Origin of the sequence: Rhizobium sp. BK181 (assembly GCF_014193305.1) — a bacterium.
Classification (GTDB): domain Bacteria; phylum Pseudomonadota; class Alphaproteobacteria; order Rhizobiales; family Rhizobiaceae; genus Rhizobium.
The window spans coordinates 1-14,311 of record NZ_JACHZA010000018.1 but is presented as its reverse complement, the minus strand read 5'-3'; the positions used below and the strand labels follow the sequence as shown (position 1 = coordinate 14,311).

General features: G+C 56.6%; 10 protein-coding genes and 3 pseudogenes. 4 read left to right on the top strand and 9 right to left on the bottom strand.

All coding sequences use genetic code 11. The features are described from left to right. From FHT77_RS26095 to FHT77_RS26085, 3 genes are all read right to left on the bottom strand, one after another. Positions 1-732, bottom strand: a complete 732-nt coding sequence (locus FHT77_RS26095) for an ABC transporter ATP-binding protein (protein ID WP_183757802.1) — start codon at positions 730-732, stop codon at positions 1-3. Continuing rightward, the gene (locus FHT77_RS26090; RefSeq protein WP_183757800.1) at positions 732-1,478 is read right to left on the bottom strand and encodes an ABC transporter ATP-binding protein; all 747 of its coding nucleotides are present in this window, start codon (positions 1,476-1,478) and stop codon (positions 732-734) included. The genes FHT77_RS26095 and FHT77_RS26090 overlap by 1 nt, the downstream gene beginning before the upstream one ends. Positions 1,479-1,547: 69 nt before the next feature. Next, positions 1,548-2,822, bottom strand: coding sequence for an amino acid ABC transporter substrate-binding protein (locus tag FHT77_RS26085; RefSeq protein WP_183757798.1), 1,275 nt, complete (start codon positions 2,820-2,822; stop codon positions 1,548-1,550). Positions 2,823-3,034: 212 nt separating this feature from the next. Between FHT77_RS26085 and FHT77_RS26080 the strand changes: the two genes are divergently transcribed. Beyond that, entirely contained in the window at positions 3,035-4,141 is a 1,107-nt protein-coding gene (locus tag FHT77_RS26080) for a LacI family DNA-binding transcriptional regulator (protein WP_246712696.1), read from the top strand. A 548-nt stretch (positions 4,142-4,689) separates the two neighbouring features. Next, on the top strand, positions 4,690-5,265 hold the full coding sequence (locus tag FHT77_RS26075) for an acyloxyacyl hydrolase (RefSeq protein WP_183757797.1): 576 nt from the start codon (positions 4,690-4,692) through the stop codon (positions 5,263-5,265). Positions 5,266-6,548: 1,283 nt separating this feature from the next. Here the strand turns inward: FHT77_RS26075 and FHT77_RS26070 are convergent. The 4 genes and pseudogenes from FHT77_RS26070 to FHT77_RS26055 all read right to left on the bottom strand — a co-directional run. Continuing rightward, a pseudogene (locus FHT77_RS26070) lies at positions 6,549-7,430 on the bottom strand (ATP-binding protein); the annotation flags it as partial. Between the two features lie 356 nt (positions 7,431-7,786). Then, complete coding sequence (gene mprF / locus FHT77_RS26065; RefSeq protein WP_183757795.1) at positions 7,787-10,390, bottom strand: bifunctional lysylphosphatidylglycerol flippase/synthetase MprF; 2,604 nt, start codon at positions 10,388-10,390, stop codon at positions 7,787-7,789. 76 nt (positions 10,391-10,466) lie between these two features. After that, entirely contained in the window at positions 10,467-10,757 is a 291-nt protein-coding gene (locus FHT77_RS26060; RefSeq protein WP_183757793.1) for a hypothetical protein, read from the bottom strand. A 92-nt stretch (positions 10,758-10,849) separates the two neighbouring features. Beyond that, positions 10,850-10,972, bottom strand: a pseudogene (locus FHT77_RS26055) (aspartate-semialdehyde dehydrogenase); the annotation flags it as partial. Positions 10,973-11,044: 72 nt separating this feature from the next. Here FHT77_RS26055 and FHT77_RS31610 point away from each other — a divergent pair. After that, positions 11,045-11,203 (top strand): annotated as a pseudogene (locus FHT77_RS31610) (glycosyltransferase family 4 protein); the annotation flags it as partial. A gap of 849 nt (positions 11,204-12,052) precedes the next feature. Next, positions 12,053-13,261 carry a GGDEF domain-containing protein gene (locus tag FHT77_RS26040; RefSeq protein WP_246720190.1) on the top strand — a complete coding sequence of 403 codons (1,209 nt, stop codon included), beginning with the start codon at positions 12,053-12,055 and terminating at the stop codon, positions 13,259-13,261. Between the two features lie 174 nt (positions 13,262-13,435). Here FHT77_RS26040 and FHT77_RS26035 read toward each other — a convergent pair whose 3' ends face one another. Together FHT77_RS26035 and FHT77_RS26030 are read right to left on the bottom strand one after the other, a co-directional pair. Beyond that, positions 13,436-13,729, bottom strand: a complete 294-nt coding sequence (locus FHT77_RS26035; RefSeq protein ID WP_183757785.1) for a type II toxin-antitoxin system RelE/ParE family toxin — start codon at positions 13,727-13,729, stop codon at positions 13,436-13,438. Next, positions 13,729-13,983: a type II toxin-antitoxin system ParD family antitoxin gene (locus FHT77_RS26030; protein WP_028828054.1), complete on the bottom strand. Its 255-nt coding sequence runs from the start codon at positions 13,981-13,983 to the stop codon at positions 13,729-13,731. The genes FHT77_RS26035 and FHT77_RS26030 overlap by 1 nt, the downstream gene beginning before the upstream one ends. Positions 13,984-14,311 lie beyond the last annotated feature (328 nt).

Below are 14,311 nucleotides of genomic sequence, written 5' to 3'. Positions count from 1 at the left end.
TCAGGCGGCAGCTTTCTTGCCACCAAGGTAGAGTTCCCGGATTCGAGGGTCGGCGAGAATGTCTTTCGCGGGCCCTTGAAAAAGGGTTCGTCCGAGATCGAGCACGACGCCCCAATCGGAATTCTTGAGCCCCATCAGGGCATTCTGCTCGACGAGCAACACTGTGATGCCGTCCGCCGACATCATCTTCATGATGTCGAACATCTCTTGAATTACCTTCGGCGCCAGACCGAGCGAGGGTTCGTCGAGCATGACGATACTAGGCTTGATTATCAGCGTGCGGGCCATCGCCAACGTCTGCTGCTGGCCACCCGACATCGTCCCGGCGTGCTGATCAGCCTTTTCCTTAAGCATCGGGAAACGCTCCAGGATTTCGTCAACGCGCCGGTGAAGCTCTTTCTGACCATCGAGAATGAAGCCGCCCATCCGCAGATTTTCTCGAACGGTCATCTTTGGAAAGAGGGCACGCTCCTGCGGCACGAAGCAGATGCCTTCCCGCAGGATTTGGTCGGGACGCATCCCGTTCAGTCGCTTACCTTTTAAGATCACGTCGCCCTTGCGGATTTTGAGCATACCGCAGATTGCCTTCAGCAGGGTCGACTTGCCTGCTCCATTCGGACCGATAATGCAGTGCACCTTGCCCGGTTCGACTGTCAGACTGGCGCCATCGAGGATTGCTGGGCCGTCGCCATAGCCAGCGGTAATATTTGTGACTTGGAGGAGTTCCTGCATCAGGCCGCCTCCTCTTCGAGTACGCCACCAAGATAGGCATCGAGGACCTGCGCGTCCTTGCGCACGATATCCGGGGTGCCCGAACAGATGACCTTGCCCTGCGCCATGACCACGACCTTGTGGGATAACCGCATGATGAGGTCCATGTTGTGCTCGACGATAAGGACCGTGAGGCCCATTTCATTCAGCGCCCGAATCCGATCGACGATCTCCTCCATGAGCGTGGGATTAACGCCACCGGCAGGTTCGTCGAGCAGGATGATTTTCGGTTCCGACATCAAAAGCGCGGCCAAATCCATGAGCTTTTTCTGCCCGTAGGAAAGATTGTGCCCATCCTCGTAGGCGATGCGCGTAATCCCCAGAAACTCCAGGATCGACATCGCCTTGTCTTTTTCCTCGCGGCTGATTGCTGGACGGAAGAGCCCGCTAATTCCATTGACCTTCGACTGGACGATGACATTTTCGATGACCGTCATGTCGGACAGATTGCGCGATATCTGAAAGGTGCGACTAAGGCCCTTGGCCGTGATCTTATGGGGGCGCAGCTGCTCGATGCGCTCACCGTCGAGCCATATCTCACCGGACGTCGGCGTGACGGTGCGGCTGATGCAATTGAACGCGGTGGTTTTTCCTGCTCCGTTGGGTCCAATCAACGCTGTGATCGAGCCTTTCTCGACCGTGAAGGAAGCGCCGTCCACGGCTCGCAGCCCTCCATAGTACTTGCATAGGTTTCTGACCTCTAGCATCGCCCGATCCTCCTTCGTTCGCTGGCTTGGTTTGCGGGGCGGCGCGCGTCCGCCCCGTTCGAGGTTTTGTCAAAAGCCCGCCTTGGGATAGCTCAACGGGGAAACTCCCTGAAACTCGTCCTTGGGATAGACGAACTTCAGCTGCCCGCCCTGCCATTGCGTCATGATGTACGACTTGTCCTTCGCGAGGCCGCGATCGTCCCAGGAGAAGCGTCCAAGCACGGTCCGCACCGGGCTGTCCTTCGTACGCGCGTGAAGCCATTCGGCCATCTTCGCATTGTCAGTCGAACCGGATCCCGCAATCGCTTGCTCAATCCCCTGGCAGACAGCAAACGGGATGGCGCTGTCTTCGTCGGGGTCAACGCCATAGGCTGCATTGAAGGCCTTGACGAAGTCCTCATTGGTGAACGGCTTTCCTGCCAGCGTGCTTTCGAAAGGTGCATCCTTGTGCCAGTTAGCGTGCACCATGACGCCCTCGGCGGCGCTTGCGCCGACACCCTCGATAAACTCGTGTTGAGCGCCCTGGCTGAGGTAGACGAACTTCGGCGTCGCGCCGACTGTCTTAAGGGCACGGGTCAGCTGTACGGCCTCTTCCTCCGATGCCGTCAGACCGACAATCAGTTCGGCGCCAGAACGCTTGATGGAGTTGGCGAGGTTGAGCCAGTCATTGAACCCATCGTCCGGCCACTTTTCCTGCATGACGACGTCAATACCCGCCTCCTTGAGATATCCTGGCGCGAGGTCGGCGATCTGCTTGTTTGTCGCCGCGTCGACTACCTTCTCGCCAAGCAGGCCCGATGCGATCGCGTTGGCGAAGAAGTCGTCGGCGTGGACGATGGCAGCTGACTTCGGTCCCTGCCCAGCCGGGATCAGGTCCTTGATGACGTTGACGACGTCTTTTCCAGTGTATTCCGCGGCGCCAACCTGAAAATAGAAGAGGTTCTTGTATCCCTGCTCGTAGATGCGCAACGCACCGCCGGAGGGCACGGGGTGAACCATGTTGTACTTCGACAGTATGCTTGCCACGGGATACGTCAGGCGGCTCGAGAACGTTCCGTAGACGGCATCGACCTTGTCGACGTTGATGAACCGTTCGTATTGATTGATCGCGGTTGCCGGGTCCGAACGATTGTCGCTGACAACGAGATCAACTGGACGACCGAGGATTCCACCTCCGTCGTTTATCAGTTTAGTGCACAGCTCATAACCGCGTTTATGCTTTTCGCCGCTGACGGCAAGGCCGCCGGTAATAGGTAGCGACGCGCCAATCTTGATATCGTCCGCATGAGCGGCTGGTGCATTCAACGCCAGGACAGTGGTTGCTAGAAGGACTGAAAGTTTCATCGAGACTCCTCCATTCTCCGAAACTTGCTGCGCAATCGATTGCGTACACGCTCGCCAAAAGCCGTAGTCCGACCGTGAAATACCACGGTCACCTCCATGACCTGCGGATTCAACTGAGTTACGCAATCGATTGCATTAGGAGGTAGCATACGTCTTATCATATCGTCAACAAATTCATGCAATCGATTGCTTAAATATCAGGAGTCGCTAGTATGACCTCCGTTGAAGGGTCGAAGTACATGCTAAAAAAACGCATCACATTGAAGGACATAGCACGCGAGACCGGGGTCCACGTGTCGACAGTCTCCCGCGCCCTCGATCCTGTGGAATGCAAGCACCTTACAGAGGAAGTCGCCAATCGAATTCAATCCGCGGCCAAAACGCTTGGTTACCGCCCCAATCGGATTGCCGCCGGGCTTCGCACCAATCGGACCATGACGGTTGGCGTAATTATCCCTGACATCACCAACGTCATCTTCCCCCCGATCCTGCGCGGGATTGAGAGTGTTCTCGAACCGCTAGGTTACGCCTCGATCATCGTGAATACCGACAGTGATCCAGAGCGGGAGGAACGATTGATAGACGTTTTGCGGGACCGAGGCGTCGACGGGGTTATTCATGCGGCCGTCCTGCGAAACGATCCCGCGATTGCAAAGGCGGCTGATGATGGGTTGCCCGTGGTGACATTGAACCGAAAGGTTGACGGTTCGCCAATACCTTCGATCGTCAACGATGACGATTCTGGGATCTGTCAAATGCTGCGGCATCTTCGGGATCTTGGTCATACGCGCATTGCCCACATATCCGGCCCTCAGGATTTGTCGACGGGCCAGCTTCGTTTAGCGGCCTTTCGACGGGCGGCCGATGACATGAACGTTGCGGTCAATGACGAATTGATCGAGGTTGCTTCACGCTTCGACGAGGCGGAAGGGGCACGTTGCCTTCTCAACCTGTTAGCCAAGGGCAAGCCATTCACAGCGGTTCTGTGCGCCAACGATCGACTTGCTCTTGGAGCAATTGAGGCATTGAGGGAGCGAAGCATTGGCTGCCCAGGGCAGATATCGGTCACCGGCTTCAATGACATGCCATTCCTGAACCTCGTTCAGCCACAACTTACAACCGTCCGCATACAGCAATTCGGCGCCGGAAAGGCGGCGGCGGGCGTCCTGCTGCAACTGCTGAACGGCGATAGCTCCGCTCCGAGGGAGACTATCTTGCCGGTGGAGCTTGTGGTCCGTAACAGCACGGGCTCTGCCCCAGAAATTCCCGCTTCGGTGTTGCCTAAACCCAACGACCCGGCTGGAGCTATTCAACAATAAATTGAGGAGCGCTCTGTGGCGAGAAACTTCTTTATACCGTCTAGAATTGGCAGCCCACAAATCGATGAACTCATCGGCCCAGCAAGAGGGCGCGTCCCAGACGGCATGATCAATCAAGCGGTCGCACCTTCGAAAGCGTAGCAAATGGTAGCGCCAGCAATCATCAGATCGTGAGTGTACTCTACATCCGCGTGAACCAGATACACCGCCGGCTATCTGGTGACAATGTACGTGTCCCTTCCATGGCCATCCTAACGCCCGCGAGCACCCTGGCCCCGGTTGACGATCCTTGATCATTCGTCCCAGCCATCATCCTTTATCTCCGTTGGCTTCTCCTCGCCCGTCAGCCGGGACGATCGATCGTGGGCGTCATGACGTTGCGCCGGCTGCTGTAGCAGCCGGCGCAGACATGACGGGGAGAGCTCAAACCGTGGTTGGCCGCACATCCGAAATAAAATACTAAGGCTGATCAAACGCGGTTTACCAAGTCTCGATCGATGCTACTAATTGGGAATGGGCTCTGACGCGAGTCGGATGAGGAAATCTGGATGGCAATCGAATTTCCGAAAGTTGTAGGGTGTTCCTCACTAGCATTTCTTGTGACGGTCACGGTCAATATGTCAGTCATTCCGTCTCATGCCGGCGAGCAAATCTTTGATGAATTACGCTTCGGAGCATCCGCATCGATACAGGGCGGCGGCGAGCACGAAGACGGTATCTTTCCCGAGGTGACGGTGTTCTTTGATCCCTTCGGTCAGGACTCCGCGACGGGCTTTGAGCAACAGCTTCTGCGCCCGCGCATCAATCTCGGCACCTCGATCGGCACATCGGGGGAAGCCACCCAAATCTTTGCGGGTCTCTCCTGGACTGCAAACTTCAACGACCAGGTCTTTGCCGAAGCCGGCTTCGGCGGCGTCTGGCACGATGGGGAGCTCGAAGGCAACACGGATGGCCCGAATCTCGGCTGTCGATTCCTCTTTCGAGAATCCCTGGGTGTCGGTTACCGCTTTGACCAACACTGGAATGTCATCGCCCAGGTTGCCCATTCGTCGCATGCCAATCTCTGCGATGGTCCGAACAACGGCATGACGCGCGCCGGTATTCAGGTCGGCTACAAGTTCTGAGCTGCCAGCGATTTTCTGCCGTCGATCACCAAAAGAAATTCAGGCCAATCTATCCGATAAGCTCGACCCGACAAACTTGAAAGTCCGCTCATGAGATACATTGGCGAAGGCCGTTTGCGCGAGCGCGCTTTTGGATAGGTCTACACCTCTGCGCTCTCGGTGCCCAGCACCAACAGGACAGTCATAGCTCCCTCAAGGCTGCTACCGAGCTTTCAGTGATGATATCCTCGACGACCGCAACTATCTCCGGAAGGAGATCGGTGCCTTCGGACATGACATATCAGTTTGACGCTGCCCCCACGCACGGCCCGAATGGTCGCGGCCATATTACCGGTCTGACCTCGGCATTCTCTGCTATCCGAAAAATGTGGATGGCTGGCGGTCCCGTGAAGGTGACGATGCTTACTTTCGCCATCGGCAGCACAAAGATTGCGTTATTTAGAAAAGCGCAAAGACATTGGCAGGTGCAAGGTCTGCTTCACGGCCGAATCCGGGCGCAAAGCTATTACAGGCGAAGACGTCCCTGGTCTTGACAGGATACGAGCTGTTGACCTTGCGTTCCGTTTCGTAAGTAAGTGATCTGACAAAGAATGTGTGGGAAAGACGGAACCGAGCTGAAACACTGAGACCGGCGCAAACCAAGACCGGGCTGGCCAGTTCAAGCGCAGTCGCCACGTCTTCATTCTCTCATTATCGACAGCAGGCCCAACCTCCATCCCATCAGCTTGGCGAAATTCGCGCGACAGCTAACCTGATGCCTACACCCCATCAGCGCAAGTTCTTCAGTGAATCCGCGTCTGCAGACTGACGGAGTCGCGGCGGTTGGTCTTCACCCGATCGCCCGCTCGCTTGGGCACCAGCGATGGCGTCACCGCCACGCAGTTATGCGCAAGTTCGATGAATTTTAAGATATCCCCCTCATGGTTCGCCCTCGCCAAGCATGGGCCCTGCTGCGGCCCATCCGGAGCAATCCGCCGATTCAGCTTAGCGCGGGCCACCTTCACTCCACGAACATACAGTATAGAGCGGCGGCGGCCCGTATTATATCTCGGCTTCTACGCGTTAGAACCTATCCAGTTTCGCAGTAAGTAGTCTCCGAACAATGGAACCGTGAAAGCTATGTCGGCATATGAAGGGCTGTAGATCATCCTTTTTTATGATACTGGCCCGCAAAGGCCCGAGCTTGGTAGGCGGCTCTTTCATCATCTCTGCAACGTCGCCGGATTTGGAAGGCCCCTCGCCTAACTTAGCCATGGCGAAAACGTATTCACGTTCGCGCGGCGTCAGGCGGTCAAAGCGTACCCTAAAAACCCATCGTCAAGTCTTTGAAGGGCTCGCTGGGATGACTGATCCACGTCAGCAGCATCTATCGGCGACTGATTGGCGGTATTCCAAGCTTGATAACCCCATTCCTGGAGAAAATATGTATAGCCTTGGGTCTTCGTGACGACAGATTGCAATGCATCAACTTTTATTTGCTCACCTTCCTCCTCAATCGGGTTCTTGATAGCTAGCTCCGCCGAATTTCGATCAAGTGCCCCCACTGAGGGATAGGTAAACAAACGCTCCGCATAAGACTTCGCATCGCCGGAAAGAGCAGCCACCTGAGGCAAGCCAGCGCCGAAAAACAGCACCGGTAGGCCTTTCTGATTTATCCGATGAATCGCAACGATTAGTCCAGCGTAGTCCTTTTCATTGATGTATTGGATTTCGTCGATTAGGAGCGTCCAGCCGCGTTCTGCAGCCTTCGCCGCCTCCCCGACCCTCACAAAAAGCTCTGCAAGGTCACATTCTATGTTTCCGCTATCGGCCGTTCCTGTTTCGGGATCCACTGACAACGCGAAATCGCCCATCTCCACTTTGAATATTGACGCGAAACTACGAAGCGCTCGCATTACACTGAAGGCACTCGCTTTCGCTTGGTCGATTACACTTACTTTGCGAAGGATTTGATGGATGCACGGATAAAGAAGTGTTGGAAGAGCAACTCCTTCTGGTGCTTCCACCAAAGAAGTCAGGTGCCCATACTCTTCAGCTATCTTTTCAATTTGGTTTAACAAAACTGTCTTGGCGACGCCGCGGAGCCCAAGCAGTATCTGATACTGGGCGGGCCTGCCGCGAATAGCTCGTTGGACAGCTATGCGTGCATCTTCTAGAATTTTGTCCCGTGCAGCGAGTTCCGGTGGCTGTTATCCGGCACCTGGTGCAAACGGGTTGCGAACTTCATCCCATCACTTATATCCAGTTTAGACGGTTCTAGGGTGAATGTCTTATAACTACCTATAAGTCAATATCACTCTGAGGATGGATGATTGGCTTGCGCTTCATGCGGTAAGGACTACTGCTGCGGCCAACTGAAGCTTCATGTGTCCCTTTCCCATTGCCTGTTTCTTCTCGCAAGGTCAGAGTTAATAGTGGTGCCTGAAGTGCGCAGTCGCCTCAGGCAATAATGGACTGGCTTCGCAGTTCCAGGGCGATGAGCCGGTCGCCGGCTGCTCCCCGCGAACTTCGCAGGCTTCGATCATTTCCTGACGGCTCCCTTGAGTCCGCCGCCGATCAGAAATGTCGCATCCATCAATGCGATCATCGGATTGCCTCCTCCGGAGACCGCAAGATAGCGCGGTTGCCAGTGCGGATGAAACTTGGATTTGAAGGCGCGAAGCCCCTTGAAATTGTAGAAGCGCTCGCCGTGTTCGAAGACGGTGCTGCCGATGCGGTCCCAGACAGGGGCCGTTTCGCGTTTCGACATCCCCGAAAGCGGTGCCATGCCGAGGTTGAAGTGTCTGTAGCCCTCCGCTCTCAGATGTTCCATGATCTGCACCAAGAGGAAGTCCATCGCGCCTTTTGGCGCATCGGGCGAAAAGCGCATCAGGTCGATCGTGGCTTCGGACTTGGTTCCGGTGACAAGGATATTGGCAAAGGCAACAATTCGGCCGTCCTTCCTCAGCACGCCGACTGGCTGCGAAATGAGGTAATCGGGCTTGAACGCGCCGAGCGAGAAGCCCTTCTCCTTTGCATTGTGATGCTCGAGCCAGGCATTGGAAACGGCCGAGAGCTCGTCGATGATTCCGGGGACATTGGCGGGTTCGACGACGGTGAATCCCAACCCGTCACGCTGGGCTCGGCTCGCGGTCTGGCGCAAGTTAGCCCATTTGCCGCCCTTCATCTCGAAGGTGCGCAAATCGGCGATTGCCAATTCGCCGAGCTTAAAAGCGCGCAAGCCGGCATCGGCGCAGTGCGAAAGCAGCGCTGGCGAAATCTGGTAGAAGACCGCACGGCAGCCTGCAGCGCGCGCCGCTTCCACGAAGTGCCAGACCAGTTCCTGGACGCCACGATGATCGCCGATCGGATCGAACAGCGCGATCCACGAGCGGCCTTGCCGTCCATACATGATGAAGGCATCGCCCTTTTCCGAGAACATGATGGACTTGTCGCCCATGCGCACCAGATTGGCGTCAGCACTGTCCTGTTTGTCGACGATTTCCACGGCGCGGCGCACGGCTTCCTCATCTGCGGGTTCCGGCCTGAAAGTCACCGGCCGCAACAGGCTGAAGATAGCGATTACCGAGGAAATGATTGTAATGCCGAGCACGGCACGCAGACCGCGCGGCGCTTCCGCGGCAAATTCGAACTGCCACCAGAGTTCGTTGCTGTATTCCACGTCGCGATAGACGAAGAGCAGGATAACGACGGAACCGACGACGATGACGGCAATCGCCATTAGCCAGGAAGCGGTCATTGCCTGGTTGAGAAGCGACGCATGGCGGGTAAAGAGCTGGCGGCTGACGAACAGGCCGAAGACCAGAAAGGCCAGGAAGCCTGCCTCCACGAGAGCGATCGCCTTCAGCAGCGAGAATGTCAAAGCGGCAACCGCCGAGAATACGGCCACCCACCAAGCGCCGTCGAGCCGCTGGCTCAGGCCACGGGCGGCCACAACCAGTGCAAGACCAAACAGGCTGGAGAAGAAGTGTGCGCCCTCTACTATCGGCAACGGCAAATAATTGGAGAGGAATTCGAGATTCTGATCGGGCGTCGGCGTCACGCTCGAAAAGATCAGCATGACGCCCAGAAGCAGCGCCAGCGCCGACAGCAACTGCGGCATCAACCGACCACCAATGCGCCGTACGCTGGAGGCCGCCGGATGATCCACGAAACGGCGAAGCTCGGTCACCGAAACCGCAAGGATGGCGATCAGCAGCGGCAGAACGTGATAGATCAGCCGGTAAAGAACGAGCGAGCCGAGAACGGCATCGATATTCACCGCACTGCCGAGCGAGGCAATGATGACGGTCTCGAAAACGCCGAGGCCCGCCGGCACATGGCTCAGCACACCAAGCCCGACGGCGATCGCGTAGACCGCCAGAAACACCGGCCAGCCGATCGCGGTCTGCGGCAGGAGCACATAGAGCACCGAGGCAGACGCTGCGATATCGAATGCAGTGACCAGGAACTGGCGCGACCATGTGCGCGAATCCGGCAGCCGAAGTGCAATCGACCCGATTTCGATCACCCGGCCTTCGCGGCCGAGCACCATGAGAGAGCCGAGGATCGCCAGGATGACCGCAGCGATCAGGCGAAGCCACGGGCCGCTGACATTGATCAGCGGTGCGATCTCATTGGCGATGACAAGGAGCGCGATTGCCGCCACGGACGTCAGGCCGAGGCCGAAGGAAAGTGTGATGAAAGCAATGATGCGACCGATATCCTCGGGCGAAACCCCAAGACGTGTATAGGCGCGGTAACGGATCGCACCGCCTGACAGCGCGCCGAAACCGGCTGTATTGCCGACCGCATAGGCACTGAAGGCCGTCAGCGCGACATGCGGGAAAGGCAGACGCTGGCCGATATAGTCGATGGCATTGAGATCGTAGAAGACGAGTGCCAGAAAGCTCAGGGCCGTGAAAAGCAAGGCGAGCAGGATCGAACTCAGCCGCGTCTCTGCCAGTGCCGCCACCACGTCGTCGTAGCGCACCTCATCCGTCAACTGCATGACTGCGTAGCCGACGAGGCAGAACAGGGTCAACGTCGCAGCTGCCACGAGCTGTGTGCGATAACGACGGAGAAGGCCCCGGTATCCACCAGCATCTTCGCTTTGCATTTCTTCCAAATCGTACGGGTTCGCCATGTTACCAGCAAGAATTGTTGCCTACGGCAGCGCCAGCATGAGCGGACCTTTCATAGATCCGCCACCGCTATCTCTATCAGTGGATGGATCGATTGATGACACGATGGGGATAGGCGGCCTTGAACTGCGCCATCATCGCGCTGGCCTGCTGCAGCACACGTTCGGCCTTTTCAGGATCATCGCGAGCAAGTTCGTCGGCATTGACCCGCATTGCTTCCGCCATGCTGGCGGACATCACTGCAAACTTCCCTTCTCCGCGGACCAACGCCTCTTTTGAGGCAGTCTCGAGCCAACGAGCAAAGTCCACGATGATCTCTTCCCGCTCATCGATCTCAACGCTCTTGATGATGCTGATATTCTCTTCCATACAGGTCACTCCATACACAATCGGCGCACACACCGAGTTCAACGCCTCGGGTTGGGAACGAGCTAGGAAGACGAAAAATCGAATTCAAGAGTTCAGTGAAACTTAAACTCGCCCTCGAGACGTCGCCATTCGTTCGGTCCGATCAGACCCTTGTGTGTATGGCGGACGGAGTGCAGCGGCCCGTCGAGGCTGTCGCGCCGGAAGTCCACGAACCGGCCGCGTCCCCTCGAAGGACTCGAACATGATTTTCGCCGTCGACTCTTTGCTCAGTCGAGGAGGTTTTGCCGATGAAGATCGCGCAGATCGCACCGCTCGCCAAAAGCGTTCCGCCCAAGCTTTAGGCTGGAACCGAGCGCATTGTTTCCTATCTCACCGACGCACTCGTCGCCCAACGTCACGACCTCACACTTTTTGCCAGCGTTGATTCGATCACCGCGGCGAAGCTATAACCAGGTTCTCCGGCATGGTTATGTCGCATCTGTCAGTACCCAGCGTGTGTCGAAGTCGACAACGCAAATAAGTATACGACAGCTCGTGCGGTAAGGACGCACTCCACGCGGGTCAGCGTCGAAGAAGAAAATAATGCCCGCCTTCGCCCCGCGGCGAACCATACGCCTATCGCGACTTACCGCAATTGCATTTGACATAGGCGGTCGGGTTGGCCGTGAGTTAGTATCATCCAAGATCGATAAGAAGCTTGCGCTCTTTGTCGCCGCGGTGACTTGCTTATGAGTTCCGGATCGGATAGTCAGCCGCCGCGCCGGCATGAAGCCGGATCTCCGGAGACATGATGGCTAGACGACAGCTGAATCTTGCGGGTGGTGACGGCCCGACGCTGAAAGACGTCCGCCAAGCCGTCATCTTGTTGGAGTGCAGCGTCTGCGATCGTCGCGAAAGCTTCGAGCGAAAAGTCCTGGTGGCACAATTCGGCGCGGGAGCCAATCTATTGAAGCTGCGCCGGCGGCTGGCCATGGGGTGCGAGCGAATGGTGGGATCCGACGGCGACCGTTGCTCAACCCGCTTTCCGTGTCTCGAAAGCCGCAACTGCTAGGGATCCACATCCCACGTTAAAGGGCGCTCAACCGCAGAATGAACACCTGACGTCTGTACAGTAAAAGCTTCGTTTCACAACAGAACAGCTTTCGAGATGTTCGAATGCTCACGGCTCTACATCGTTAGGTAATGGAGGCCCGTCGGATAGAGGCTTATCTTGCCCGCGCCCGCATACTCTCTAGATCGTCCCCATGAATGTTCTTAGAAGGATACTGGCCGGCAGGTCGACTGTGCGCACGCGCATGCCGGCCCAGTGTCTTAGCCCAGAGATTGACCGGGAGGTCGAGCGCCAGCTGAGTGGGCGCACGCGCGACATTCGTTTTCACCCCAGCCTTCGCCGCCTCTTTCGCGAGCGTTCGTGGCCGCAGACCTCAAAAATCATACGCGCCTGGATGATCTGGGTGATCGTCCTTGACGCATTGACGCTGGCTCTCAACGCCGTCCTGCTTCCGGCCGAAGCGGTACGTTCCATGCTCCTTCCAGCATCCATCCTCGTGCCCGCCGCCCTCGTTGCGGCGGCAGTTTTCTCGATGACACGCGCCTACTGGGTTCAGGGCGCAACGATTCTCACGAGCATGTTCTTCATCCTTCTGTCGGTTGCCTTGGTCGGCGTTAGCACAGGGGGCCAGTTTTACGAGCGGCACTTGACCATCATGCTATTCGTGGCAGTCACGGCGATCGTCATCTTTCCGATACCGCTTAGCTGGTCGGCGACAATCGCAACTTACGCCGTTGGCATATACCAGCTTCAAAACCCCGAGATAGCCATGGGAAGCGCCGCGGCGGCAACGCTATTTTTTGCAAGCGGCGTGGCGGCGACTTTGGTGGCCCGCCGGACGGCCACCATCCTTGCCCAGAAGACTTTCCTGCTCGAGCTAAGGGATCGCAGACGGCTGGCTGATTTAACTGATGCCAATAATCGCCTCGAATTGCTGGCGCGAACGGATCCGCTTACGGGTGTGGCAAACCGGCGCTCGATGGTGGAAACCATTGGCAAGTGCTGGACGGAGGCAAAGGCGACTAGATCGAGCATCGCGATGCTGATGTGCGATATCGATGAGTTCAAGAAGCTGAACGACACTCTCGGCCATGCCGAAGGCGACCGCTGCCTGGTGAAAGTGGCGGGCATCATCCAGAGCAGTCTAAGAAGCGAGCAAGATCAGGTCGCGCGGTTTGGAGGAGAGGAATTTCTTGTGTTGCTTCCTAATTCAAGCGAAGAGGATGCACGGTCTGTCGCAGAAACGATCCGAAGCCGGGTAGAGGCTGCAGCTCTCGCCAACCCCTCGTCACGCGTTGCCCCCTGCGTCACAATTAGCGTTGGCGTAGCGGCAGGGACGGTTGATAGGGAAGCCATATCGCCGGACCAGCTTCAGCGTAGGGCGGATGCATCTCTGTATGATGCCAAAACGAATGGTCGTAACCAAGTCGCTGTATGCAAAGATTACGGTTGAGGATCTGGCGGAGCTCCGTCGGGACCTGCCCAAGCGAACTTCTCAGCTTCTTGATTGGTTTCTAATTTCATGGCGTTGCCGCCGTCCATTGCTTTCCGTGCAGTGAATATGCAGATCTACCGCCGTGATGGGATTGCACTAGCGACCAGCACATTAAATCGGCGAAGGCATTGATTAGAAAGAGTCTCCCGCCCAATCTTCATGGCCATGGCGGATACGGATCACGAATATGCTCCCGTCTTCGATGATGCGATACACCACAAGGTGCGCCTTGAACGGATGGATCCTTACAGGGGGAGAAATCTCACAGCGTTCGCGCGCCATTCTTGGGTTGGTGGCGATGAGTTCGAGCAAGGCAAAAAGCTCATCGTGATATCGTCTGGCAACTGGTGCTCCGAAGATCCGGATGCCTTCTTCCGCTATGGAAACAATATCCTCTTCCGCTTGGATCGAAAGGCTGAATGGCATCAAGCGCTTCCGCGGCTGATCTCGGCTCGAGCGGTGGCTGCAGCAAACAACTCGTCCCTTGAACGGCTCCCAACTCCGCTTCTAATCCCGTCGTCGACAAAGCGCTGCATCTCGGCAATCTTATCCGTACGGGCTTGGTCTCTGCGGATCAGGTCCCTGACATAATCGCTCGCATTCGAGTATCGACCTGTCTTAGCCTGTGCTTCCACCCAGTCTTTCATGGGATCTGGCAGGGATACATTCATCGTCGCCATTCGAGTCTCCTTTATGCTTGAGGATACGTGCTGATGGCAAAGTTTGTCAAATCCAAGATGAGGTCGCAAGTTACTGCTCTTGAAGGGAATCGAACCAAAGTCCACCGCCTCCGATACACTAAGCTGCTGTATCTTTTATGCTCAGCGTGGAAAGGTTCGTTCGCGACACATGGGTTCCATCATCGCTTTACGGCAACACATTTCACCTCAGCGAGGAGTCCCTGGTGCGCCAGTGACCTTGCCCCCAAGTTTTATCCAGTTTTAAGTTCGCTCCGGCGGTTTTGGGTTGCTGTATTTGGGGCGGTAGCGGCGGGTTGCGGTGCGGAGC

Bases quoted from the DNA above. Each gene is read 5' to 3' on its own strand.
- FHT77_RS26095 (WP_183757802.1), bottom strand. From the start codon at position 732: ATGCAGGAACTCCTCCAAGTCACAAATATTACCGCTGGCTATGGCGAC.
- FHT77_RS26090 (WP_183757800.1), bottom strand. From the start codon at position 1,478: ATGCTAGAGGTCAGAAACCTATGCAAGTACTATGGAGGGCTGCGAGCC.
- FHT77_RS26085 (WP_183757798.1), bottom strand. From the start codon at position 2,822: ATGAAACTTTCAGTCCTTCTAGCAACCACTGTCCTGGCGTTGAATGCA.
- FHT77_RS26080 (WP_246712696.1), top strand. From the start codon at position 3,035: ATGACCTCCGTTGAAGGGTCGAAGTACATGCTAAAAAAACGCATCACA.
- FHT77_RS26075 (WP_183757797.1), top strand. From the start codon at position 4,690: ATGGCAATCGAATTTCCGAAAGTTGTAGGGTGTTCCTCACTAGCATTT.
- mprF (WP_183757795.1), bottom strand. From the start codon at position 10,390: ATGGCGAACCCGTACGATTTGGAAGAAATGCAAAGCGAAGATGCTGGT.
- FHT77_RS26060 (WP_183757793.1), bottom strand. From the start codon at position 10,757: ATGGAAGAGAATATCAGCATCATCAAGAGCGTTGAGATCGATGAGCGG.
- FHT77_RS26040 (WP_246720190.1), top strand. From the start codon at position 12,053: ATGCCGGCCCAGTGTCTTAGCCCAGAGATTGACCGGGAGGTCGAGCGC.
- FHT77_RS26035 (WP_183757785.1), bottom strand. From the start codon at position 13,729: ATGCCATTCAGCCTTTCGATCCAAGCGGAAGAGGATATTGTTTCCATA.
- FHT77_RS26030 (WP_028828054.1), bottom strand. From the start codon at position 13,983: ATGGCGACGATGAATGTATCCCTGCCAGATCCCATGAAAGACTGGGTG.